Here is a 22,900-nt window from a genome sequence, read left to right on the forward strand (position 1 = left end):
CCGCCTTTTCCGTGGTGGCTCAGGGCAGGTGCCGGGCCAGGTCGGCGAGCAGCTCGGCTTCCGACGGGACGAGGTAGAAGTGGTCGCCGGGAAAGGCGTGGTGGGTGAAATCGGCCGTGGTCAGCTCGGCCCAGCGCAGCAAAGCCGGGACGTCGACGCTGGAGTCGCCGGTGCCCGAGTACGCGCGGATCGGCACCGCGAGCGGGACCGGTGGGCCTGGGCGGTGGGTCTCGATCAGGCGGAAGTCCGCACGGATCGAGGGCAGCACCATCGCGCGCAGCTCCTCGTGGGCGAAGAACTCGCCGTCGGCCGCGCCCAGGCGGCGCAGGGCGGCCACGAACGCGTCGTCGTCGGCCAGGTGCAGGGTGCCGGGCTGGTACAGGTGCGGTGGCGCCGCGGCGCTGACGAACAGCGCCGCGGCCCGCAGCCCGCATCGCCGGTCGAGGCGTGCCGCGACCTCGAACGCGATCGCGGATCCCATGCTGTGCCCGAAGAAGGCGAACGGCACACCGTCCGACAGCGGCTCGGCGAGCGCGCCCACGACATCGCCGACGAGACCGTCGAGCGTCTCCGCGCACGGCTCGGCGAGCCGGTCCTGGCGGCCCGGGTAACGGATCGCCAGGACCTCGACGTCGGGCGGCAGCGAGCTCGGCCAGGTGCGGAAGGAGCTCGCGGACCCACCGGCGTGGGCGAAGCAGACCAGCCGCAGCCGCGGCGCGGGCGGGGCCGAGAAACGGCGCAGCCAGCGCTGCCCCGTCCCGGCGGCCGCCGCCCGCCGGGAGCCGGCGATCGGGGTTTCCATGGTGACCTCGTTCACGGGAGTGGGTTACCGGATGGCGGCGGCGAGCCCGCGGATCGTGTGCTCGCCGAGCAGCACGTTCATCGGGAGCTCGACACCGGCCTCCCGCGCCTGCATCACGATCCGCACGGCGCGCAGGGAGTTCCCGCCGCTGGCGTAGAACTCGTCGTCGACGCCGACCTCGGCGAGCTCGAGCACTTCGCGCCAGAGCCCGGCGAGCAGGTGCTCGGCCGGCGTGGACGGGGTGCCGTCACCGTCGCCCGCCGCGGCCGGCGCGGCCGGTTCCGCCACCGTGGTCACCCCGGCCCGGCCGGCGATCGGGCACGGCAGCGCCGAGACCGCGGTGCCCGGCGCGGTCGCCGCCGAGCGCAGGACGTTGGTGAACGACCGTGCGGCGAGCGCGATCGTCTCGGGGTCGAACAGCTCGGTGCGACCGATCAGCACCCCGGTGAGCGCGTCGTCCTGTTCGGCGACGTCGAGCTTGACGTCGAAGACGAGCCGGTCCTGCGGCAGTGGCACGGGCTCCGCCCGGACGCCGGGGACGGCGAAGCCGCCGGACACCGCGGTGGGCTGGACGGTGAGCATCGTCTGGGCGATCGGGAGCACACCGGCGCGGCGGTCGGGCCGGACCTGGTCCACCAGGTGCTCGAACGGCAGCTCGGCGTGGGCGTAGGCGGCGAGGCTCGCGTCCCGGACCTGGCGCAGCACGGCTTCGAACGACGGGTCGCCGGCGAGGTCCACCCGCACCGCCACCGTGTTGACGAAGAACCCGATGAGCGGTTCGAGCTCCACCTCGGTGCGGCCGCCGACCGGGACCGCCACCACCACGTCGTCCTGCCCGCTCCACCGCGCGAGCACGACGGCGTACGCGGCCAGCGCGATCATCGGTGTCGTCACCCCGGCCGCCACGGTCTCGCGCAGCCGCCGGATCGCCGCGGCCGGGATCCTCACCGGCGCCGTCGCCGAAGCGAACGTGGGCACGGCCGGGCGCGGGTGGTCGGCGGGCAGGCGCAGCTCTTCGGCACCGGCCAGCCGCCCGCGCCAGTACGCGAGCTGGTCCTCCAGCGCGCCCGAATCGAGCCGGCCCTGCTGCCAGAGCGCGTAGTCCGCGTACTGCAGCGGCAGCTCGGGCAGCTCGGGTTCGGTGCCCTCGACGAAGGCCCGGTACAGCGTGGTGAGCTCGCCCAGCAGGACCTGCGTCGACTCGCCGTCGAGCACACTGTGGTGCACGACCAGCTGGAGCAGGTGATCGTCGTCGCCGACCCACAGCAGGTGACAGCGCAGCAACGGGCCCGCGCCGAGGTCGAACGGCACGGCGGCGAGCCGCCCGGCCTCGGCGACCACCGCGTCGAGACCACCGCCGACCTCGACCGTGGTGATCTTCACCGGCTCCGGCGCCCGCACGACCTGGCTCACCTCGGCACCGGTGAGCCGCAGGACGCTGCGCAGCACCTCGTGCCGCGCGACGACCTCGGTGAGGGCTCGCTCCAGTGCCGGAACGTCGAGCGCGCCGCGCAGTCTCAGGGCCGTGCCCATGGTGTAGAGCGAGGTGTCGGGCCGGGTCTGCTCGGCCAGCCACAGGCGCCGCTGCCCGAACGAGGCGGGCAGCACGTAGAGCTCTTCGGTCATCGGGCAACTCCTGGTCGTCGGGTGGGGACGCGGTAGGCGGAACGGTCGACCTGGCGCAGCGCGGGACCCGCGGCCGCCGGCCGCGCGTTCTCCGCGATGGCTTCGGCGACGCCGGCGACCGTCGGGCTGTCGAAGAGCCGCCCGAGCGGAAGCTTGACGCCGAACTGCGCGGTGACCCGGGAGATCACCTGGGTGGCCAGCAGGGACTGACCGCCGAGGTCGAAGAAGTTGTCGGTGACGCCGACGCGCTCCAGCCCCAGCACCTCCTGCCAGACCTCGGCGACCCGGCGTTCGAGCTCCGACGACGGCGGGACGTGCTCGGCCGCCGTCTCGGGGGCCGGGTCGGGCAGGCGGCGCCGGTCGAGTTTGCCGTTGGGCGAGAGCGGCCACCGCGGCACCGGGACGAACGCCGAGGGCACGAAGTGCGCGGGCAGCCGGTCGCGCAGGTGCGCCTTGAGGCGGGCGCCCAGCTCTCCCGGCTCGGCGCCCGCCAGCTCCCCGCCGTCGACCGGGCGGACGTAGCCGACGAGCGCCGGGGTGCCGCCGCGGCCGGTGCGCAGGTCCACGACGGCGGAGTCGACCGCCGGGTGGGCGGTGAGCGCCGCCTCGATCTCCCCCGGCTCGAGCCGCATGCCGCGCAGCTTGACCTGGTTGTCGATCCGGCCCAGGTACTCGATCGCGCCGTCCGCCCGGAGCCGGGCGAGGTCGCCGGTGCGGTAGAGCCGACCGCCCGGCTCGCCGAACGGGTCCGGGACGAACCGCTCGGCCGTGAGCGCCGGCCGATCGTGGTAGCCGCGGGCGACCTGCACGCCGCCCAGCAGCAGCTCGCCCGCCACCCCGTGCGGCACCGGAGCGCCGGTGGGGTCGAGCACGTAGGTGCGCGCGCCGCCGATCGGGGTGCCGATCGGCACCGCCGGCCCGGATCCGGGAACACACTCGTGCCAGGTGACGTCGACGGCGGCCTCGGTCGGGCCGTACAGGTTGAACACCGGCACCCCCGGCAGGCGGCGGGCCGCGAGGTCCACCAGCCGGCCGGGCAGCTCCTCGCCGCTGCACACGATCCGGGACAGCGCTCCGGCGCAGCCGGTGAGGTCGTCGGCCGCGAGGAAGGCGTCCAACATGGACGGTACGAAGTGGACGGTGGTGACGGCTTCGGCGGCGATCAGCCGGGCCAGGTACTCGGGGTCGCCCTGGCCGCCGGGTTTCGCCAGCACGCAGCGCGCTCCGGTCATCAGCGGCCAGAACAGCTCCCACACCGACACGTCGAAGCTCGTCGGCGTCTTCTGCAGCACGCCCTCCCCCACCGCGAGCCGGTAGGCGTCCTGCATCCACAGCAGCCGGTTGACGACGCCGCGGTGCTCGTTCATCACGCCCTTCGGGCGGCCCGTGGAGCCGGACGTGTAGATCACGTAGGCGAGATCGTTGCGGCGGGCCGGGATCCGCAGGCGGCTGTCCCGGCGCCCGGCCACGTCCGCGGCGTCGCGGCGCACGCACAGCAGCCGGGGCGCCGTGGCGAGCGCGCCCCGCAGCTCCGGATCGATCCGCGCGGTGTCGGTGATGACGACCTCGGCGCGCGAGTCGGCGACCATGAACTCGATCCGGGCCGGCGGGTAGCCGGTGTCGAGCGGCAGGTAGGCGCCACCGGCCTTGAGCACGGCCAGCAGGGAGACCATCAGCTCCGGTCCGCGCGGCAGGGCGATGCCGACCACTGAGCCGCGGCCGACCCCGGACGCGCGCAGCTGCCGGGCCAGCCGGTTGGCACGGGCCTCCAGCTCGGCGTAGGTCATCGTGCCCGCTTCGGACACGACGGCCACCGCGTCGGGCGTGCGGTCCACCTGGTCCTCGAAGTACTCGTGCACCGCGCGGAACGGCGCCGGCAGCGGCGGCACCTTCGCCCCGCTCTGCGTGCCGGTGATGTGGGCTTGGGTGGCGGAGTCGAGCAGCGGCAGCGCGGAAACCCGCGCGGCGGGGTCCGCGTGCGCCAGCACCAGCCGCAGGCTGCCGGCGAACCGCTCGGCCGTCGCGCGGTCGTAGAGCTCCGTGCTGTACTCGACACGCAGGTCGAGACCGCCGTCGGCGCGGCGGAGCACGTCGGCGCCGAGGTCGAACTTCGCCACCCCGGTGTCGACGGGCTCCGGGGTGAGACCGAGGGGGCCGATGCGCAGCGCCGGCAGCGGGGTCTCGTCGGCCTGGAACAGGTGCCGCACGAGCGGGGTGCGTCCCCCGGTGTCCCGCTCCGGGCGCAGCCGTTCGACGATGTCGTCGAACGGGACCTCGCCGTTGGTCTGGGCGTCGAGCACCGCGGCGCTGGTGCGGCGGACCAGCTCCCCGAACTCCGGATCGTCGCCCAGGTCGAGGCGGACCGGCAGCGTGTTGACGAAGAACCCGACGAGCGAGGCGACTTCCGCGCGGCTGCGGCCCGCGGCCGGCACGCCCACCACCACGTCCGCCTGGCGCGACCAGCGGGCGAGCACCGTGGCGAACGCCGCCAGCTGCACCACGAACGGGGTGGTCCGCTCGCGCTCGGCGAGCGCGGCGACGGCGGCCGCGACCTCGGCGGGCAGCGAGGTCACGACGACGTCGCCCGCGAAGCCGGTTTCCGGCACGCGCGGCCGGTCCGCGGGCAGGTCGGCCAACGGGGCACCGGCCAGCGCGCCGGCCCAGAAGTCGAGCTGTGCCGACGCGGCGGCGCCGGTGCGCCACTCGTTCTGCCAGCGGGCGAAGTCGGCGTACTGGACCGGCGGCGGGGTCGCGGCGGGCTCGCGGCCCTCGACCCGGGCCAGGTAGCCCTCCGCGAGCTCCCCGACGAGGAGCTGCAGCGACCAGCCGTCGGCGGCGATGTGGTGCACGGCCAGGACGAGCAGGTGCCGTTCGGCGGTCACGCGCAGCAGCTCCGCCCGCAGAACGGGCCCGTTTTCGAGATCGAACGGGCGGCGGACGGACGCCGCGGCTTCGGCCCGCGCGTCGTCGTCGCCGGCCACGTCCTGGACCGGCAGCGAGATGGCGGTGGCGGGCCGGACCAGCTGGACCGGCGAACCGTCCACATCGGAGTAGGTGGTGCGGAGGACTTCGTGCCGTGCGACGACGGCGGACAGGGAGGCGGTCAGCGCCGCGACGTCGAGCGGCCCGTCGAGCCACAGGCCGCAGCCGATGGTGTACGCGGCGCTTCCCGGCCGGAGCCGGTCGAAGAACCACAGCCGCCGCTGCCCCGGCGAGAGCGCGGCCGGCGCGTGCGGATCCGGCCGGGGAGCGACGCCGGCCGCGACGCCCAGCCCCTGCTGGGCACGCAGGCGCCGCAAGAGCGCCTGCCGGTCGGCGGAAGACCTGTGCGGTGCCATGGTGATCTCCTTCAGCGGTAGCCGAGCAGCAGCTCGGTCAGGCAGTCGGTGCCGAACTCGAGGGCATCGACGGGAACGCGTTCGTTGGCCACGTGCAGCAGGCGGCGGTGGCCGCTGCCCGGCGGCAGGCGGAGCGGGAGCCAGCCGTAGCACCGGATCCCGAGCCGGGCGAACAACCGCGCGTCGGTCGAGGCCGGCGTGACCATCGGCAGGGGGACGCCCATCGGGTCGAGCTTGCGCAGTACCCCGGTGAGGCACTCGTAGAACGGGCCGAACTCCGGTTCCGCGATGTCCGCGGGCACCTTTTCGCCCTCCAGCAGGACCTCGAGCTCGCCGTCGTGGCCGACGAGGTCCTGCACTTCCCGGAGGAAACCGGCCATGGTGAACTCGCCCGGGAGGATGCGCCCGTCGAGGTCGACGGTGATTTCGCTGGGCAGCACGTTGATCTTGTCCGAGGCCCGCACCACGGTCGGGTTGACCGTGTGCCGCAGTACCGAGTCGAGCAGCAGCGCCTCCTCCAGTGGCAGGCCGGACGGCACCGCGTCGCGCACGTTGTCGTGGCGCAGGCGGGCGACCTCGGCCGCCAATGGCTCCGGCAGGGCGTCCGAGAGAGCGGCGAGCATCCGATCGGCCGCGGCCGTCGGGTGCCGCGGCAGCCGGACGCCGCTCAGCGCGGTGAGCACCCCGCCGAGGCGAGCGATCGTCGCGTCCGGCGGCGCGAGCCGCGAGCCGTGGCCCCCGGCGCCGCGCAGCCGCAGGCGCAGCCAGGCCGCGCGCTTCTCCGCGACGACGATCGGGTGGAACCGCACCCCGCCGAGCTCGACGCCGGCGCCGCCCTCCTCGCCGATGGCGTACCGCACGTCGTCGAACAGCTCGGGGTGCTCGCGGACGAGGAAACCGGCGCCGCTTTCGCTGCCGGCTTCCTCGTCGGCGACCACGGCGAGCACCACGTCACCCGCGGGCGACTCGCCGCGTTCGCGCAGGTTCAGCAGCGCGGCGAGCATCATCGCCAGGCCGCCCTTCATGTCGATCGCGCCGCGGCCCCACACCTCGCCGTCGACGAGCAGGCCGTCGAACGGCGGGTAGAGCCAGTTCTGGCCCGTGACACCGACGACGTCGGAGTGTGCGTGCAGCAGCAGCGGCGGGGCCTCGCCCCGGCCGGGGATCCGGGCGATCAGGTTGGTGCGCCGGTCGTCGAGCCCGAAGATCTTGGTCGAGATCCCCGCGGCCGACAGCAACCGCTCGACGTAGGCGACGCACTGCCCTTCGTCTCCCGGCGGGTTGACGGTGTTGATGCGGATCAGGTCCTGCAGCAGCGGGACGGCGTGGGCAGGCATGGCGGGGACGGTCCTTTTCCTCAGCGGTGCGACGGGTTCCGGCGGTGGGCGGCGGCCAGGAGGGCGCCGGCGTGGCGGCGCAGCTGCCGCGGCGTGCCCAGCGCGGGGACGTCGACGGCGGCGCGGCGGTAGTAGAGCGAGACGTCGTGGCGTTCGGTCATGCCCGCGGCGCCGTGCAGGTGCACCGATTCGGCCGCGCTCTCGCGGGCGAGCTCCGCGGCCAGCAGCAGCGCTTGCGCGGCGGCCAGTGGCAGCCCCGGGTCGTCGGCCGGGCGCCGGGCCGTGGCCCGCGCGAACGCGAGCACAGCCGCGGCGCGCGACGCGAGCGCGGCCACGCGGTGGGCCAGCACCTGCTGTTTCGCGAGCGGCCCGCCGAAGGCCGTACGGTCCTTCAGCCGGGCCACGGCGAGCTCCAGCGCGCCGCGGGCGAGCCCGGCCAGGTACGCCGCGTGCCGGACGCGGGCACCGGCCAGCAGGACCGCGGGGTCGGCGGGCACGAAGCGCGCGTGGGCGGACCCGAGGGTCACGGCGTGGAGGTCACCGCGGCCGAGCTCGTCGTGGCGCCGGAACCGCACGCCCGGCTGGTCCACCGGCACGAACGCGACCCCGGCGGCGACCGGCACCACCAGTTCGTCCACTTCGGACGCGAACGCCACGAACCGGCGTTCGCCCGACAGCGGCCCGTGCGTCCACTCCGGACCGGGTGTGGCCGGGTCCGCCGTGCCCTCCGTGTGCCACGCGACGGCGAACGTCCGCTCCCCCGCCGTGATTCCGGCCAGGACCCCGGGACCGGCCACCGCGGCCGCGGTCACGGTGCCGGCGTACGGGCTCGGGTAGAGGGCGGCGCCCATCAGCTCGGCCACGTCGGCGAGCGCGACGCGATCGTCGGCGGTCCGGCCGGCGGCGGGTGCCAGCGCACCCAGCTCCGCCAGCGCCGCCCAGACTCCCGCGCGCAGTGCGCGGTCTTCTTCATCGGGACCGGCTCCGGTCCGGTGCTGGCCGATGCGGCGCAGCACCGGGGAGAGCTCGTCGTCGAACAGCTCGGCGCACCGTTCGCGCAGCGTCGCCGGCGAAGTTTCCACCACGGTCGTCACAACAACCCCCATCCTGCGGTGGCGACCACCGACAGCATGACCTCGGACGTGCCCGAGGCCAGCCGGTGCGCCGGACCGACGCGGTAGGCCGCGTCGAGCTGCCCGAGCGCCGGCGCTTCTTCGTCGTGCACGGACAGCGCGCCGTCGAGGCCGAAGACGTCCGCGCCCGCGGCGAGCAGCGGTCGGAACTGCTCGGTGACGAACCACTTCGTCATCGCCGAGGCCACCGGGTCCGGCGTGCCGCGGTCGAGGTTCGCGACCATCTCCCACGCCAGGGTGCCGCCCGCGCGCACGGCGCCGTCGAGCTCGGCGAGCCGTCCGGCCAGCTCCGCGTCGTCCAGCTGGCCGGTCGCGGCGGCCCGGTCCACCACCGTGTCGAGCAGCCGGCGTGCTTTCGCGTGGAAGTCGATGCCGGTGCGCTCCAGCTGCAGCATGTCCGTCATCAGGCGCCAGCCGTCGTCCACGGCACCCACCACGGCCTCGGGCCCGAGCAGGACGCCGTCGATCAGGACCGTGGAGAACCGGTCGTTCGCCAGGCCCGGCAACGGCTCCACGTGCACACCGGCCGAGCGCAGCGGCAGCAGGAACAGCGTGATGCCGTGCATCGCCACCGGGCCGGCGGTGGTCCGCGCCGCGCAGAGGGCGACGTCGCCGAACTGCGACTTCTGCGTGTAGATCTTGGTGCCGTGCAGCCGCCAGCCCTCACCTTCGCGCCGGGCGCGGGTGGTGAGCGCGGTGAGGTCCGACCCGCACCCGGGTTCGGTGAACAGCACGGTGGCGATCCGCTCGCCACGCGCGAGCGGTGGCAGGTGTTCGGCCTTCTGCCGCTCGGTCCCGGCCGCCAGCAGGAACGCGCCGACGATGTCGACGCTCAGCACGTGGGCGTCGTCGGGTACTCCGGCGTAGACCAGCTCCTCGGTGATCACGGCGGCCTCGGCCGCGCCGAGGCCCAGGCCGCCGTACTCGGCGGGCCAAGCGGGCGCGAGCAGGCCGTGCTCTCCCAAGGCCCGGTACGCACGCGGGTTGCCGCTCTCGCGGTCCGGCCCGTACGCGGCGATCTCGGCGACCTCGGCTCGTACGTCGGCGTTCCCGAGGACCTCCCGCACCCGGCGGCGGAACTCCGCGACGGTCATCGGGCACCTCCCTCGCCGGCCTTCGCCAGCAACGCGAGCAGCTCTTCGTCGGAAACCTCCGCGAGCTCCGCGGCCTCCACGACCTCGGCCAGCTCCGCGACGGTCGAGTTGACGAACAGATCACGCAGCTCCAGCGTCACGCCGAACTCGTCCTGGATCCGCGAGACCAGCTGCGTCACCTTCATCGAATTGCCGCCGATGGCGAAGAAGCTGTCGTGGATGCCGAATCCGGACTCGCCGAGCACCTCGGCCCAGATCCGGGCGAGTGTCTGCTGCGTCGGCGTCCGCGGCGCCACGGTGGCGGCCGGCACGGCGGCCTCGCCCGGCGCGGGCAGGCGCGCCGCGTCGAGCTTTCCGCTGGCCCCGCGGGGAAACTCGGGCAGCACCACGAACACGGCGGGCACGAGGTAGGACGGCAGCCGCTCCACGAGCCCACGCCGCACCGCGTCCACTTCCACGGCGGCCGCCCCCGCGGGGGTCAGGTAGGCGACGAGCCGTGCGTCCGCGCCCTGGCCCTGGGCGGTCACGTGCGCCTCGCCCACCTCCGGCAGCGCGGTGAGCGCCTGCTCGATCTCGCCGGGCTCGATCCGCAGGCCGCGGATCTTCACCTGCTTGTCGGCGCGGCCGAGGAACTCCAGCGCGCCGTCGGCCCGCCGCCGCACGAGGTCACCCGTGCGGTAGAGCCGCTCCCCCGAGCCGAACGGGTCCGGCACGAACTTCTCGGCCGTGAGCGCCGGCTGCCCGGCATAGCCGCGCGCGAGCCCCGCGCCGCCGACGAGCAGCTCGCCCGCGACCCCGACCGGCACCAGGTTCCCGGCCGGGTCCACGACGTACGCGCGGTAGCCGGGCAGCGGGAGCCCGATCGGCGGCATGGCGTCGTGGTGCTCGTGCGGGCACCGGTGGTCGATGCACGCGACGGTGGCCTCGGTGGGCCCGTACCCGTTGTGGAATTCGCGGCCCTCGGTGTTCCAGCGGTTCACCAGCTCGGCCGGGAACGCCTCCAGGCCCACGAAAAGCGCCCGTAGCTCCGGCAGCTGCGCCGGGTCGAGCCGGCCCAGGACCGCCGGCGGCAGATCCGTGACCGTGACGCCTTCGGTGCGCATCAGCGTGGTCAGCTCGGCCGGGTCGAGCAGCACCCGGCGCGGTGCCTGCACCACGGTGGCGCCGGAGCCGAGGGCGGCAAAGAAGTCGAAGAGGCTCACGTCGAACGCCGGGTTGGCGAACTGCAGAACCCGGTCGCCCGGGCCGAGGCGGAAGACGTCGACGATGCCGCGCACGAACGACACGATCGCGCCGTGCGTCACCTGCACGCCCTTGGGCCGGCCGGTGGAACCGGACGTGAAGATCGTGTACGCGAGGTTCCCGGCGCGCGCGCCGGAAGCCTGCCGGACGGCCGGGTACTTCGCCAGCGCCTCCTCCGTCACGAACAGCGGCTCCACCGTCCCGGGCAACGCCGCGGCGAGGCCGGGCGTGGTGACCGCCAGCGTCGCGCCCGCTTCGGCGAGCACCGCGGCCAGCCGTGCGGGCGGGTGGTCCGGGTCGAGCGGCACGTAGGACGCGCCGGCCTTGTGCACGCCCAGGAACGCCACCGGCAGCTCGAGCCCGCGCTCGGCGAGCACGGCGACGACCGTCTCGGGGCCGGCGCCGCGCTCACGCAGGGCGGCGGCGAGCCGGTCGGCCCGCTCGTCGAGCTCGCGGTAGGTGAGGCTCGTGCCGCCGAACGTGGCGGCGACCGCGTCCGGCCGGGTGTCCACAACGGACTCCACGAGCTCGTGCAGGCAGGTCTCCGGCGCGCCGGCCGGGGCCGGGGCCGCGCTCCACGCGCCGGTCAGCCGCCGGTGCTCGGCGTCCGTCAGCAGCGGAAGCCCGGCCAGACGCACGCCGGGGTCGGCGGTGGCCGCCTCCAGCACGCGGGCGAAGTGACCGAAGAGCCGCTCGATGCGAGCGGTGTCGAAGAGCTCGGTGGAGTACTCGGCCCACAGCCGCAGGCCCTCGCCGGGGACCTCGGTCGCCTGCACCGCCAGGTCGAACCGCGCCGTGCCGAGCTCCAGCGGGAACGCCTCGGCCCGCACGTCACCCACCTCGGCCGACTCGACCGCCGAGTGCTGCAGCGTGAAACTGGTCTGGAACAACGGGTTGCGCGACGGGTCGCGCTCGGGCGCGAGCTCGTCGACGAGGTGGCCGAAGGGCAGCTCCTGGTTGAAGTGCGCGCCCATCACGGTTTCGTGGGTGCGGGCGAGCAGCTCGCGGAACTCCGGGTCGCCCGCGGTCGAGGTGCGCAGCACGAGGGTGTTGGAGAAGAAGCCCAGGAGGTGCTCGACCTCGGGCCGGGTCCGGCCCGAGAACACCGAGCCGAGCACGATGTCGTCCTGGCCGGTGTAGCGGGCCACCACCGCGGTGAACACCGAGAGCAGCACGGTCAGCAGCGTCACCTTGTGCTCGAGCGCGAGCCGGTTGGCCGCGTCGGCCAGCGCCTGCGGCAGCATCGCCTCGAGCGTCGCGCCGGCGCGGGTCGGCACGGCGGGCCGGGGCCGGTCGGCGGGAAAGTCCACCGTGGGCAGATCGGTGAGGCGCTCGCGCCAGTAGGCGAGCTGGCGCTCCACGGCCTCGCCGGTGAGCCGGCCGCGCTGCCACACCGAGTAGTCCGCGTACTGGATCGGCAGCGGCGGCAGCACGGGCTCGCGGCCGGCCGTTTCGGCCTGGTACAGCTCGATCAGCTCGCGCACAAGGATTCCGGTGGACCAGCCGTCGGTCACGATGTGGTGCATCCCCAGCACCAGCACGTACTCCTCGGCGGCGAGCCGGGCCAGCGCCGGGCGCAGCATCGGCCCGCGTTCGAGGTCGAACAGCCGGCGGGCCTCGCCGCCGACGAACTCGCGGGCGCGCTCTTCGGCTTCCGCGCGGGGCAGACCCGAGAAGTCGACGACCGGCAACGGGATCGTGTCGGGCGCGGGCGCCACCACCTGCGTGGGCACGCCGTTCTCCGCCGGGTAGCTCGTGCGCAGCACCTCGTGGCGCGTGACGAGCCGGCCGAGCGCGCGGGCGAACGCCTCGCGGTCCAGCACGCAGTGCAGCCGCAGCGCGATGGGCGCGTTGTACACGGGCTGACCGGGCGTCCAGCGGTCCAGGAACCACAGCCGCTGCTGGGTGAACGACAGCGGAAGCGGACGGTCGCGGTCGGCCGGGCGGATACCGTCGCCGGCGCCGGACGCGGCCTCGCGCTGCTTCTCGCGCACGGCCAGCAGGGTGCGGCGGATGTCGGCGAGGCCGCCGGTGGTCTTGGTGGTGTTCGGCATCATCAGCTCCCGACCGCCAGCGGCGGCTCGACGTGCGTGGACGGTGCGGCCAGTCGCACCCTGGTGCCGGCTCCGGCGAGCGCGGCGGTGACCGGCGAAGCGACCCGGCCGTCGGCGATCAGCACCTCGCCCACCCCGGCGCGCAGCGCGTCGCGCGCGGCCTGCAGCTTCGCCGTCATGCCGCCGACGGCGGCCGCGGACACCGGCCCGTCGGGTGGCAGCGCGAGGTCGCGCACGAGCGAGGTCTCGTCCGTGTGATCGGCGAGCACGCCCGGCGCACCCGTGAGCAGCACGAGACGAGTGGCCGGCAGCGCGGCGGCGATCGCTCCCGCCGCGCGGTCGGCGTCGACGTTCACGGGCAAGCCGTCTCCGCCCCGTGCGGGCGGCGACACCACCGGGGTCAGGCCGGCCGAGAGCAGCACTCGCAGGACCGTGGTGTCGACGGCCGTGATCCGTCCGTTGTGGTCGTCCCGGACGAGGATCGGGCGCCCGTCGAGGACCGCGCGGTGCACGGCCGTCCGGCGCGCGGACAGCAGCCCGCCGTCGAGGCCGGTGAGCCCGACCGCGTCGACGCCGGCCGAGACGAGCCCGCCGACGAGCGCGGGCTTGACCTTGCCCGCCAGCGCGAGCAGCAGCACCTCGAGCGTGCGCGGATCGGTGTAGCGGCTGGACGAACCGCTCGGCGTCGTCAGCCGGCGCTGGGGAACCCCGAGGCGTTCGGCCAGCGCGTCGACGTCGGCCGAACCGCCGTGCGCGAGCACGATCCGGTGGCCCGTCCCCACGAGGGCGGCAACGTCGGCGCAGACGGCCTCGCGGTCGAGGCCGGCGCGCCCGCCGCACTTCACGACGGTGATCCCGTCGGCGTTGTCGGTCATGACCCGTTCCCTAGTTCGGGTGGAGCCCGGTGAAGCCGAGCCCGGTGCGCTCGGGCCAGCCCATGCGGATGTTGAGGCACTGCACGGCGTTGCCCGCTCCGCCCTTGACGAGGTTGTCGATCGCGGCCACGGCCACGACCCGGTTCCCGTCGCCGGACAGCGCGAACCCGACGTCGCAGTGGTTGGACCCGAGCAGGATCTTCGGCTCGGGGTAGCGGTAGTTGCCGCGTTTGTAGGCGACCACGCGCACGAACGGCTCGTCCGCGTAGTGCTTCCGGTAGGCCGCCCGCAGCGCCCGTTCGGTGACCCCGGGCGCCGCCTCGGCCCGGCACACCACCTGGACTCCGCGCACGGCGTCGATCCCGGTGGCGCTCATGACGACGTCGAGCCCGGTCGCCTGCGCGATCTCCACCTGGTGGCGGTGGTCGGCCGGGGCGAAGACCCGCAGCATGTTCGCGCGCTCGGCGTGCAGGTTGTGCTCGCCCGCCGTGGCGCCCGAACCGCTGGAGCCGATGCGGCCGTCGACCGAGACCTGCCCGGTCACGAGCCCCTCGGCGGCCAGCGGGTGCAGGGCCAGCATGCCCGCCGTCGCCATGCAGCCGGGCACCGTGACGAGGTCCGCCGTGCGCAGCGCCTCGCGGTTGAGCTCGGGCGAGCCGAACACCGCCGTGCCGAGCAGCTCGGGGGCGGGGTGCTCGGCGCCGAAGAACCGGGCGTAGTCGGCCGGGTCGGCGAAGCGCAGGTCGGGGCTGAGGTCGTAGACGATCTTGCCGCGGTCCTGGAGTTCGGCCCGCTTCTCGAGGTCGCCCAGGCCCGACGAGCTGAAGAACAGCACGTCGCACTCGGGCAGCTCGGCCGGCGGCACGTACGTGAGGTCCGTGAGCCCGCGCAGGTTCGGGTGGCCGCCGTCGACGCGGCGCCCGGGCGCGCTGGCGGAGGTGGCCGCGACCACCCGGACCTCGGGGTGGCCGAGCAGCAGCCGCAGCAGCTCACCGCCGATGTAGCCGGCGCCGCCGACGATCCCGACGTCGATCACCTGATTTCCCTTCTCGCGCTCGGCCGGTGACTATTCGCCCCAGTCCTCGTCCGGTTCCGGCGCGAGCGCCAGCATCACGGGGCTCACGGAAACGACCTCGAGCTCGCCCGCGCATTCCGCGCATTCGACGATTTCGCTCAATTCCGGTGCCTCGGGAACCGACACCTTCCCCGCGCATTCGGGGCATTCCTGCAGGGTCATCGTCACGGGAATTCCTTCCGTCGATCCGCCGATCCGGCGGCGCTGGGTCAAGAATGGCGCGCGGCGGCGCCGTCGAGGAGTCGGTGATCTCCCCTACGCCGGCACCCGCACGCGGGCCGCGACCGTGCCGAGACAGGCCATCTCGCCGGCGACGACCTCGTACGCGGCGAGCAGCCGCTCCGCCCGCGCCAGCAGCCCCGGCACCGCCGCGGCCCGGTCGGCGCGGCCCGTGGCGACGGCGATCCGGAACGCGGCCCAGTGGTGGGCGATCCGGTCGACCGAGCGGGCGAGCTCGCCCAGCCCGGACATCCCGAACCGGCGCCCGGCCAACGCCAGGAACTCGGCGTGCAGACCGGTCACGGCGAGCACGGCACCCCCGAGGATGAACAGGTCGTCGACCGCGACCTCGTCTCCCTCGTAGCGCTCCAGCAGGCCGGTGAGCGTGTGCCGCAGGCCGGCCAGGCCCGTCACGAGGCCCGGCGTCACCCGGCCCTCGCCCAGCGCCGCCGCGTTGGCCGCGAGCACGTGGCGGACGAACCCGAGGTCGAACGCGGGCTGCTCGGGCCCGACGACGAGCTCCAGCCAGCGGTTCCCGATCGGGTTGGCGGTGAAGAACATGTCGCGGTCGTGGCGGATCGGGTTGCCCGAGTCGCGCGCCGCGGTGAAGGTCTCGAGCGAGATGGCGCCCTGGAACGCGGGCGGCACCGGGTCGGCCACGAGAACCTCGCCCGCTTCGTCGTCGAAGCCGAACACCGTCAGCAGGTGGTTGGTGTGCACGTCGCGGTAGGCGGGCCGGAAGGGCAGGTGGAAGTTGTCGGCCGCCACGGCCACCGGCGTGCCGGCGGCGAGCTTCGCGCGGACCTCGCGCCAGCCGGAGTCGGCGTCAGCGGGCTCGTGCCACACCGAGGACACGGCGTGGTGCGGGGCCAGGTCGGCGAACAACGGGCCTTCACCGGGGAAGAAGTACTCCTCGCGGCGCACGTCGCCGGGCCGGTGCGAGAAGCCCCAGCCGGCGCCGAGCACACGCACGGGGTCGAGGCCGTGGAAGGTGAGCAGCACCCCGGCCGTGGTGTGCAGGCAGTGGGACAGGTCGTGGCGCCAGCGGCCGGCGGGACCCAGGTCAACGCGCACAGCGGGACTCCTCGTCGGCGACAGCGGTCAGGGCGAACACGTGCATGGCGGGGTTGTCCGGCAGCCGGACCGCGACCAGCGGGTCGGGCTCGGCGATCGCGACGCGCTGCTGCCAGATCGAGGGCGAGTGCCCCGCCTGCGTGTGGCGCGGGTAGCGCAGGCCGGTGGTGCAGAAGGCGAGCGGCTCGCCGAAGCGGGCCGGGGTCTCGGGCCAGAAGTCCGACATCCGCAGCCAGGAGCGCCGGACGGTGCCGCCGGCGTGGTGCAGTTCCACCTCGTCCTCTGTGCGCCGCTCGGCCGCGCCGAGCAGGTACAGCCAGTCGTAGCGGCCCTCGGGCACCGCGACGAGCTGCCCTCGGCAGCGGACGTTGTCGGCGCCGTCGGCGTTCGGAGCGGGGAACGCGAACGTCACACCCGCCACCTCCCGCACCGAGCCGGCGGGCGGCAACTCCTCCGCCGGGAAGGTGTTGCGCCAGACGTTGAACCCGTAGTCCCCCGACGTGCCCTCGGGTTGCACCCCCGTTCCGTCGAAATGCCGACCGAGCTCGATCACGGTCTTTTCCACCGGCCTCACATCCTCTATTTTCGAGTCATGTCCGTTGTCGACAGATCTCGTTCCCCGGAATTGTCCCCGACGATCACCGCCGCGCCGTTGTCCGGCATTTCCCCGGCTTTTGCCGAAGAAATAGCCGCGACCACTCGCGTGGCCTACGCGGCCGGCGACGCCGTGCCCGGGCTGCCCGTCGCCGACGGCGCGCGCGAGACGGGCGCCGCGGTGCTCGCCGACCTCGCGGCCGGCACCCGACTTTGGGTGGCCACAGTGGACGGCCGGTGCGCCGGCTCGGTCCGCGCGGCCACCGCGCCGGACGTGTGGGAGGTCCGGCGGCTGGCCGTCGCGCCATGGACACGCGGCACCGGCCTGGCTCGCGCCCTCGTGGCCGCCCTGGAGTCCGGCGCGGCGCGCGCCGGGGCCGCCGTCGAGCTCAACGCCGTGGTGGAGCGCGGCACTCCGGCGTTCTACGGCAAGACGGGTTACCGCACGCTGTACCACTTCGGCGCGGCCGACAAGCCGCTGTCGGAGGTCCGGATGCGCCGCGACCCCGCCCTGGCGCCGCGGCCGTGGACCGACCCCCTCGCGGGCGACGCGTCGGAGGTGACCGCGGGTGTCGTGGTCACCTGGTGGTCCTTCGGCGGCACCACGACCTGCCGGGTCTCCCACGGCACCGTGGCGGGCGCGGCGGCCCACTCCCCCGCCGCCGGCGCCCGGTTCCTCGGCGCCGACCACTGGCCGGGCGCGACCGCCGAAGACCTCGAGGCGGTCCGGGAAACGCACGGCGGGGCGATCGCCGGTCACGATCGCCCCGCCGCGCTGGTCCCGGCCTACGCGCTGCCCCGGAGTGTCCACAAGGGACTGCTGGCGTGGTGGCGCGCGCCGGCGGTCAGGCACTCCTGAGGGACAGCACCGCCTCCTCGACGGCGCGGGCGCTCACGCCGGCGCCGTCGAGGAGGTCGGTCTCGGTGCCGACGCTGTCGTGGAAGCGGTCCGCGACGCCGATCCGGCGCACGGGCACCGGGCAGATCCCCGCGACGACCTCGCACACCGCCGAGCCGAGGCCGCCGGCGAGCACGTGGTCCTCCACGGTCACGAGCGCGCCGGTCTCCCGCGCCGCGGCGGCGATCGCCGCGGTGTCGAACGGCTTGACGGTGTGCACATTAAGCACACGCGCGGAGATCCCGCGCACCGCCAGCGCCCGCGCCGCCTCGAGCGCCATCGTGACGGGGTGCGGACCGGTCGCCACGATCGTCACGTCCTCGCCCTGACGCAGCCGCACGGCTTCGCCGACGCGGAACTGGTAGGGCCCGTCGTACACCGGCGGCGCCGGGTTTCGGCCCAGCCGCAGGTAAAGCGGGCCCGGCAGCCCCGCCGTGGCACGCACGGCGTACTCGGTCTCCGCCGAGTCCGCGGGCACGACCACGGTGAGGTTCGGCAGCGTCCGAAGGATCGCGAGGTCCTCGAGCGCGTGGTGCGTCGGCCCGTAGTGGCCCGCCGAGAACCCACCGTGGGTGCCGACGATCCGCACGGGCAGGTTGTTGTGCGCCACGTCGATCTTCACCTGCTCGCACGCGCGCGCCGACGCGAAGCCCGACATCGTGTTGGCGTACGGCAGGAATCCCGTCGCGGCGAGCCCGGCGGCCACCGAAACCAGGTTCGCTTCGGCGATGCCGACGTTCACGTACTGCTCCGGCAGCACCGGCCCGAACAGGTCGTCGAGCCCGCCCATGTCGGAGTCGAGGCACAGGATCCGCGGGTCGTCCGCCGCGAGTTCCAGCAGGGTGCGCCGGTAGACCTCGCGGGTGCTGGGCGCGTACCGCTCGGCCCACGTCCGCACCGGCGCGGCCGTCACGACGCCGCTCCCGCGCGCAGGCCGGCCAGGGCGCGGCGGTGGTTGCGAGGGGAGAGTTTCACGGCGTGCGAACGCCGGTCACCTTCGAACATCGGCACCCCGGCGCCCTTGACCGTGTGGGCGAGCACCATCGTCGGGCGCGCGCCCGTCGTCGTGAGGGCCGTGCGCAGCGCGGCATGGTCGTGGCCGTCGACCTCCACCACGTCCCAGCCGAAGGCTCGCCAGCGGTCGGCGAGCGGCTCGAGCGCGACACAGTCCTCGGTGGACCCGGTGATCTGCAGGCGGTTGCGGTCGACGATCGCCGTGAGGTTGCCCAGGCGCAGGTGCCCGGCGAGCATCACGGCCTCCCACACCGACCCTTCCTGCAGCTCGCCGTCGCCGAGCAGCGCGAACGCGCGGCTTTCACTGTGCGCACGGCGCAGGCCGAGCGCGATCCCGGTGGCCAGCGACAGGCCGTGTCCCAGTGAACCCGTCGGGAACTCGACGCCGGGCAGCCGCCGCAGCGGGTGCCCGGCCAGCCGGCTCCCCGCCTTGCAGTAGGTCTCCAGCTCCTCGCGTTCGAGGAAACCCGCCTCGGCGAGCACGGCGTAGAGCGCCGCGCTGGCGTGGCCCTTGCTCAGCACGAACCGGTCGCGGCCGGGCCAGCCGGGCTCGTCCGGGCGCAGCCGCAGGACCTCGAGGTACAGCACGCACAGCACGTCGGTGGCCGAAAGCCCGCCGCCGACGTGGGCGCCGTGCTCCCCCGCCGCCATCTGCAGGATCTCCTCGCGCACGCGCAACGCGCGCTCGGCGATCGTCGGTGCCACCGCGGGCGCGCTCATGCGGCGAGCTCCGCTTCGGCCGCGTGCCACGGCGCGCGGTAGTCGAGCGAACGGGCGAGCCCGGCGAGCGTGTCCAGGTTCCGCCACACCTTGGCGAACGCGTCGGCGCAGGCGTCGAGCACCGGCCCCGCCGCGGGGTTGAGGTGCCAGCGCTGGATGGTCACGGAGTCCTCGATCACGGCCAGCGCCGTGGGATGGTCTTCGGCGCGGTAGTCGACGTGGCGCGCACCCGGCAGGCGCCACGGGTACCCGCCGCCGAGCCCGATCAAGTCGCGGAACGCGCGCTGCCCCGGCAGCGGCACGATCTGGTACGGCTGCACGGGCACGCCTTCCGCGCGCAACGCCCGCTGCACCACCGCGCGGAACGGTCCCGCCGGGACGTCGCCGATCCCCGCCGCCTCCGGGTCCAGCCGCATCCGCAGGATGTGCCACGCGTGGGTGCGGTCGGGCGGGCACGTCGGCACGACCACTCCGGGCAGCTCGGCGAGCCGCGCGAGGAACGCCTCGACGTTCCGGGCGCGGGCCGCGTCGTACTCCGGCAGGCGCTCGAGCTGGCTGCGCGCGAACGCGGCCTGCACGGCGCTCAGCTTCAGGTTCCCGGCGAGCACGCGCGAGAGGTAGTCGCGCTCGCGGCCCGCCTCCAGTGACTCGCCGAACTGGCGGCGCAGCACCACCTGCTCGTGCAGCTCGTCGCTGTCGGTGGTGACCAGGCCGCCTTCGCCGCAGGTCGGCAGGTTCTTCGTGACGTTGAGGCTGGAGGCGTTGATGTCACCGATCGACCCCACGCGCCGGCCGAGGTGCGTGGCGCCGTGGGCTTGCGCGGCGTCCTCGATGAGGTGCAGGTCGTGCCGCTCTGCGAGGTCGCTCAGGCGCGTGAGATCGCACGGCACCCCGTGCAGGTGCACGGCCATGATCGCCCGCGTGCGCGGCGTGATCGCCGCGGCCGCGGCGTCCGGGTTCATGGTGAAGGTCACGGGGTCGACGTCCACGAAGACCGGGACCAGCAACCGCTGGACCACGGGCACGGCGCTGCCGATGAACGTCAGCGACGGCACCAGCACCTCCGAACCGGGCTCCAGGTCGAGCGCGGCCAGCGCGAGCTCCAGCGCGGCCGTGCCGTTGACCACCGCCGCGCAGTGCCGGGTGCCGACGTATTCGGCCCAATCACGCTGCAGCCACGAGACCTCGCCGCGGCCGGCGTCGTTCGAGGTGAACAGGCCGGCCGAGAGCACTCCTGCGACCGCGGCCTCGTCCTCGGCCGTGACGACCGGCCAGCCGATCCCGGCCTTCAGCGTCTTCGGCGGGCCGACGGTCCGCGTGCCGCCGAACATCGCGAGCTTCGTCATGAGGGTGACACCACTTTCTCCGAACCCGGGTACGGCTCGGGGTAGGGACGGCCCGGGCGCACGAAGGTCACCTCGTGCAGCCGCAGCCGGGGTTCGTCGGGCAGGCGCACGGCCCGCAGGTCGTCGCGCCGCGTCACGGGCAGCCGCACGGTGCGGCCGGAACCCCCGGGCACCGCCAGCGGTTCGGGGTCCAGACCACCGGCGTAGGTGAGCCAGGCGGTGGCGGTGAGCGCGACCGGGCTGCTCACCGTGAGCCACAGCCAGTCGTAGCGGCCGGGCGGCACGGTCAGCGTCTGCCCGGCGCAGGTCAGCGGTCCCGCCGCGAGCTCGGGGCAGCGCCCCGGCACGGTGCGGGACTCGGGCACGGGGGTCAGCACCAGGTCCATCACGCCGCCCACAGGTCGAGCTGGCCGAGCACGTAGTCCACGTACCGCGTCACGAGGTCCTCGCCCAGCGCCTCGACCGCGCCGTGGAACTCGGGAGTGTGGTTGACCTCGTTCACATACAGCCTGCCTTCCCGGTCTTCGAACACGTCCACGCCGAGCACGCCCTCGCCCATCGCCTCGGCCGTCGCGGAGAGCAGCTTGGTCAGCTCGTCGCTCGGCACGCACACCTCGGAGCGCCCGCCCCGTGCGACGTTGGTGCGCCAGTGCTCGGACATGCGGTAGGTGGCGCCGACGACCTCCGTGCCGAACACGTAGGCGCGGATGTCGCGGCCCGGCTTGTCCACGTACTCCTGCACGTAGGTGATCTGGTTGACCGGCCCGGGGAACGCCGCGCGGTGCTCCAGGATCGCCTCGGCGCTCTCGTGGTCGGCCAGCCGCGCCGCGAGCCGGCCCCACGAACCCGTGAGCGGCTTGACGACGGCCGGGTAGCCGAACCGGTCCAGCTCGTCGAGCGCGGCCTCGGGCACGAGCGCGGCCATGGTGCGCGGCGTGCGGACCCCGCCTTCGCGCAGCGCGAGCGTGGTCAGGAGCTTGTCCCCGCACAGGGTGATCAGCCGCGAGCCGTTCACCACCGGCACCCCGGCGTGTTCGAGCAGCCGGGCGCCGTAGGCACTGCGGGTGTGCGAGATCTCCCGGGTCACGGCTCCCCGGTATCGGACCTCGAGCGGGCCGTCGAGCCGGAAGACCAGGCGGCGCGTGTCCACCTGCTCGAATTCGACGTTGCGGCGGCGCAGCTCCTGCAGGATCAGCCGTTCCTCCAGCCTGATGCGGGAGGTCAGGACCGCGAGTGGTCGTCGATCGTTGGTCACGGTGTCGCCCTTCTCCCCGCCCCGGCGGTCACCACGGGCCGGAGGGCACCGGCCAGCCGAGGCAGCGCTTCGGTGAGCACGTCGATGGCCCGCAGGTATTCGGTCAGCGACAGGTGCTCCTCGGGTGTGTGGCAGAGCTTCGAGTCACCCGGTCCGTACGCCGCCACGGGCACGTCCCACACCGGGCCGACGACGTTCCAGTCCGAGGTACCGAGCTTGAGCTTCGTCCCGGGCCGGGACCCGCCGCTCCGGATCGCCGCACTCAGCGCGCGCACCACCGGGTCGGTCCGGCTCGATCGCACGGCGGGCACGCTCTCCGGCACCGTCACGCGGTCACCCGGCGCCCACTCGCGCAGGAGCGCGGTGAACTCCGCGACGTCGAACGCGGGCGGCACGCGGCACGAAACCTCCAGCACGGCCGTCTCCAGATCGCCCTCGATCCGCACGAGCGCGGGTGAGGCCTGGTCGAACCGCGTGCTCGTACCGGGGTGGGCGCGAGCAAGCCAGTCGCACGCGCGCGCCCAGTGCGCCGCGGCGACCTCCGCCGCCGTCGCGTCCGGCGAGCTCGTGTGAGCCGAGGGCCGGCTCACGTCGAGGCGGTAGCGGAGCATGCCCTTGTAGCCGACCCCGACCGCGTCGGCCCCGCTCGGTTCTCCGATCACCACGGCGTCCGGCGCAGGTACCGAACGCACGAGGTGGCGGGCGCCGATCGAGGTCCGCTCCTCGTCGACCGCGCCGACCACGTGCACCCGGGCCGGGATCCGGCCGTCGAGCCGGATCGCGGCGCAGAGGAACGCGGCCAGCGGTCCCTTCGCGTCGACGGCGCCGCGGCCGTGCAGCACGTCGCCCTCGACGCGGACGGGCACCTCGCCGGGGACCGTGTCGAGATGACCCAGCAGCATCAGCTCCGGGCCGTCGGCCGAGCCGGCGACCGCGTGCACGTTGCCGGCCCCGTCGAGCCAGGAGGTCAACCCGGCACCGGTGAGCCGGCGCACGAGCCACGTGGCCAGCTCACGCTCGGAACCGGAAAGAGAGCGTAAACCGACCATTTCACGCAGAAGGGACACCGCGCCCGGTGGGTCGGTGATCATGACAGCCTCGCAATTCCCGGGTTCGAACGGAATCGGAGGGTCTCGCTCGGCGGGACCCGGCACCGAGCGTGTCAACCGCTGATGGCCGGGACACGTCGGGCATTGCCCCGACT

19 protein-coding genes are annotated in these 22,900 nt (G+C 74.4%); 1 reads left to right on the plus strand and 18 read right to left on the minus strand.

Translation table 11 applies throughout. The features are described 5' to 3' along the window. Window positions 1-19 precede the first annotated feature (19 nt). The 12 genes from AB0K15_RS37850 to AB0K15_RS37905 form a co-directional block, all read right to left on the minus strand. On the minus strand, window positions 20-817 hold the full coding sequence (locus AB0K15_RS37850) for an alpha/beta fold hydrolase (protein ID WP_364062069.1): 798 nt from the start codon (window positions 815-817) through the stop codon (window positions 20-22). A 9-nt stretch (window positions 818-826) separates the two neighbouring features. Continuing rightward, window positions 827-2,428, minus strand: a complete 1,602-nt coding sequence (locus tag AB0K15_RS37855) for a condensation domain-containing protein (RefSeq protein WP_364062072.1) — start codon at window positions 2,426-2,428, stop codon at window positions 827-829. Then, window positions 2,425-5,766, minus strand: coding sequence for an amino acid adenylation domain-containing protein (locus AB0K15_RS37860; protein ID WP_364062075.1), 3,342 nt, complete (start codon window positions 5,764-5,766; stop codon window positions 2,425-2,427). Before AB0K15_RS37860 ends, AB0K15_RS37855 begins: the two co-directional genes overlap by 4 nt. An 11-nt stretch (window positions 5,767-5,777) precedes the next feature. After that, window positions 5,778-7,103, minus strand: coding sequence for a M20/M25/M40 family metallo-hydrolase (locus AB0K15_RS37865; protein ID WP_364062078.1), 1,326 nt, complete (start codon window positions 7,101-7,103; stop codon window positions 5,778-5,780). A gap of 20 nt (window positions 7,104-7,123) precedes the next feature. Next, window positions 7,124-8,197, minus strand: a complete 1,074-nt coding sequence (locus tag AB0K15_RS37870; protein ID WP_364062081.1) for an acyl-CoA dehydrogenase family protein — start codon at window positions 8,195-8,197, stop codon at window positions 7,124-7,126. Beyond that, a complete protein-coding gene (locus tag AB0K15_RS37875) occupies window positions 8,194-9,330 on the minus strand; it encodes an acyl-CoA dehydrogenase family protein (protein WP_364062084.1) in 1,137 nt (378 codons plus the stop codon). The genes AB0K15_RS37870 and AB0K15_RS37875 overlap by 4 nt, the downstream gene beginning before the upstream one ends. Beyond that, window positions 9,327-12,626, minus strand: a complete 3,300-nt coding sequence (locus AB0K15_RS37880) for an amino acid adenylation domain-containing protein (protein ID WP_364062087.1) — start codon at window positions 12,624-12,626, stop codon at window positions 9,327-9,329. Before AB0K15_RS37880 ends, AB0K15_RS37875 begins: the two co-directional genes overlap by 4 nt. A gap of 2 nt (window positions 12,627-12,628) precedes the next feature. Further along, window positions 12,629-13,501 (minus strand): [LysW]-aminoadipate kinase, encoded by an 873-nt coding sequence (locus AB0K15_RS37885; RefSeq protein ID WP_364062090.1) that lies wholly within the window; start codon window positions 13,499-13,501, stop codon window positions 12,629-12,631. A gap of 10 nt (window positions 13,502-13,511) precedes the next feature. After that, window positions 13,512-14,537, minus strand: coding sequence for an N-acetyl-gamma-glutamyl-phosphate reductase (gene argC, locus AB0K15_RS37890; protein WP_364062093.1), 1,026 nt, complete (start codon window positions 14,535-14,537; stop codon window positions 13,512-13,514). A 30-nt stretch (window positions 14,538-14,567) separates the two neighbouring features. Next, window positions 14,568-14,738, minus strand: a complete 171-nt coding sequence (gene lysW, locus AB0K15_RS37895; protein WP_364062279.1) for a lysine biosynthesis protein LysW — start codon at window positions 14,736-14,738, stop codon at window positions 14,568-14,570. Between the two features lie 93 nt (window positions 14,739-14,831). Then, on the minus strand, window positions 14,832-15,869 hold the full coding sequence (locus AB0K15_RS37900) for a BtrH N-terminal domain-containing protein (RefSeq protein ID WP_364062096.1): 1,038 nt from the start codon (window positions 15,867-15,869) through the stop codon (window positions 14,832-14,834). Next, window positions 15,859-16,422, minus strand: coding sequence for a hypothetical protein (locus AB0K15_RS37905; RefSeq protein WP_364062099.1), 564 nt, complete (start codon window positions 16,420-16,422; stop codon window positions 15,859-15,861). The genes AB0K15_RS37900 and AB0K15_RS37905 overlap by 11 nt, the downstream gene beginning before the upstream one ends. A gap of 39 nt (window positions 16,423-16,461) precedes the next feature. Here AB0K15_RS37905 and AB0K15_RS37910 point away from each other — a divergent pair, with 39 nt between their 5' ends. Continuing rightward, on the plus strand, window positions 16,462-17,322 hold the full coding sequence (locus AB0K15_RS37910; RefSeq protein ID WP_364062102.1) for a GNAT family N-acetyltransferase: 861 nt from the start codon (window positions 16,462-16,464) through the stop codon (window positions 17,320-17,322). On the opposite strand, the gene AB0K15_RS37915 is transcribed toward AB0K15_RS37910, so the two are convergent. The 6 genes from AB0K15_RS37915 to AB0K15_RS37940 are packed head-to-tail and all read right to left on the minus strand — an operon-like array spanning window position 17,309 to window position 22,787. Further along, the gene (locus tag AB0K15_RS37915) at window positions 17,309-18,274 is read right to left on the minus strand and encodes a transketolase C-terminal domain-containing protein (protein WP_364062105.1); all 966 of its coding nucleotides are present in this window, start codon (window positions 18,272-18,274) and stop codon (window positions 17,309-17,311) included. The two genes, AB0K15_RS37910 and AB0K15_RS37915, sit on opposite strands and share 14 nt — an antisense overlap. Continuing rightward, window positions 18,271-19,095 carry a transketolase gene (locus AB0K15_RS37920; protein ID WP_364062108.1) on the minus strand — a complete coding sequence of 275 codons (825 nt, stop codon included), beginning with the start codon at window positions 19,093-19,095 and terminating at the stop codon, window positions 18,271-18,273. The genes AB0K15_RS37915 and AB0K15_RS37920 overlap by 4 nt, the downstream gene beginning before the upstream one ends. After that, window positions 19,092-20,441 carry a DegT/DnrJ/EryC1/StrS family aminotransferase gene (locus tag AB0K15_RS37925; protein ID WP_364062111.1) on the minus strand — a complete coding sequence of 450 codons (1,350 nt, stop codon included), beginning with the start codon at window positions 20,439-20,441 and terminating at the stop codon, window positions 19,092-19,094. Before AB0K15_RS37925 ends, AB0K15_RS37920 begins: the two co-directional genes overlap by 4 nt. Next, a complete protein-coding gene (locus AB0K15_RS37930) occupies window positions 20,438-20,827 on the minus strand; it encodes a hypothetical protein (protein ID WP_364062114.1) in 390 nt (129 codons plus the stop codon). The genes AB0K15_RS37925 and AB0K15_RS37930 overlap by 4 nt, the downstream gene beginning before the upstream one ends. Next, on the minus strand, window positions 20,827-21,696 hold the full coding sequence (locus AB0K15_RS37935; RefSeq protein ID WP_364062117.1) for a RimK family alpha-L-glutamate ligase: 870 nt from the start codon (window positions 21,694-21,696) through the stop codon (window positions 20,827-20,829). Before AB0K15_RS37935 ends, AB0K15_RS37930 begins: the two co-directional genes overlap by 1 nt. Continuing rightward, entirely contained in the window at window positions 21,693-22,787 is a 1,095-nt protein-coding gene (locus AB0K15_RS37940) for a [LysW]-lysine hydrolase (RefSeq protein ID WP_364062120.1), read from the minus strand. Before AB0K15_RS37940 ends, AB0K15_RS37935 begins: the two co-directional genes overlap by 4 nt. Between the last annotated feature and the right edge of the window lie 113 nt (window positions 22,788-22,900).

Origin of the sequence: Amycolatopsis sp. NPDC049253, from assembly GCF_040678995.1 — a bacterium.
Lineage (GTDB): Bacteria > Actinomycetota > Actinomycetes > Mycobacteriales > Pseudonocardiaceae > Amycolatopsis.

Bases quoted from the DNA above. Each gene is read 5' to 3' on its own strand.
- AB0K15_RS37920 (WP_364062108.1), bottom strand. From the start codon at position 19,095: ATGAGCGCGCCCGCGGTGGCACCGACGATCGCCGAGCGCGCGTTGCGC.
- AB0K15_RS37925 (WP_364062111.1), bottom strand. From the start codon at position 20,441: ATGACGAAGCTCGCGATGTTCGGCGGCACGCGGACCGTCGGCCCGCCG.
- AB0K15_RS37860 (WP_364062075.1), bottom strand. From the start codon at position 5,766: ATGGCACCGCACAGGTCTTCCGCCGACCGGCAGGCGCTCTTGCGGCGC.
- AB0K15_RS37865 (WP_364062078.1), bottom strand. From the start codon at position 7,103: ATGCCTGCCCACGCCGTCCCGCTGCTGCAGGACCTGATCCGCATCAAC.
- AB0K15_RS37910 (WP_364062102.1), top strand. From the start codon at position 16,462: ATGTCCGTTGTCGACAGATCTCGTTCCCCGGAATTGTCCCCGACGATC.
- AB0K15_RS37930 (WP_364062114.1), bottom strand. From the start codon at position 20,827: ATGGACCTGGTGCTGACCCCCGTGCCCGAGTCCCGCACCGTGCCGGGG.
- AB0K15_RS37855 (WP_364062072.1), bottom strand. From the start codon at position 2,428: ATGACCGAAGAGCTCTACGTGCTGCCCGCCTCGTTCGGGCAGCGGCGC.
- AB0K15_RS37885 (WP_364062090.1), bottom strand. From the start codon at position 13,501: ATGACCGACAACGCCGACGGGATCACCGTCGTGAAGTGCGGCGGGCGC.
- AB0K15_RS37875 (WP_364062084.1), bottom strand. From the start codon at position 9,330: ATGACCGTCGCGGAGTTCCGCCGCCGGGTGCGGGAGGTCCTCGGGAAC.
- AB0K15_RS37940 (WP_364062120.1), bottom strand. From the start codon at position 22,787: ATGATCACCGACCCACCGGGCGCGGTGTCCCTTCTGCGTGAAATGGTC.
- AB0K15_RS37880 (WP_364062087.1), bottom strand. From the start codon at position 12,626: ATGCCGAACACCACCAAGACCACCGGCGGCCTCGCCGACATCCGCCGC.
- lysW (WP_364062279.1), bottom strand. From the start codon at position 14,738: ATGACCCTGCAGGAATGCCCCGAATGCGCGGGGAAGGTGTCGGTTCCC.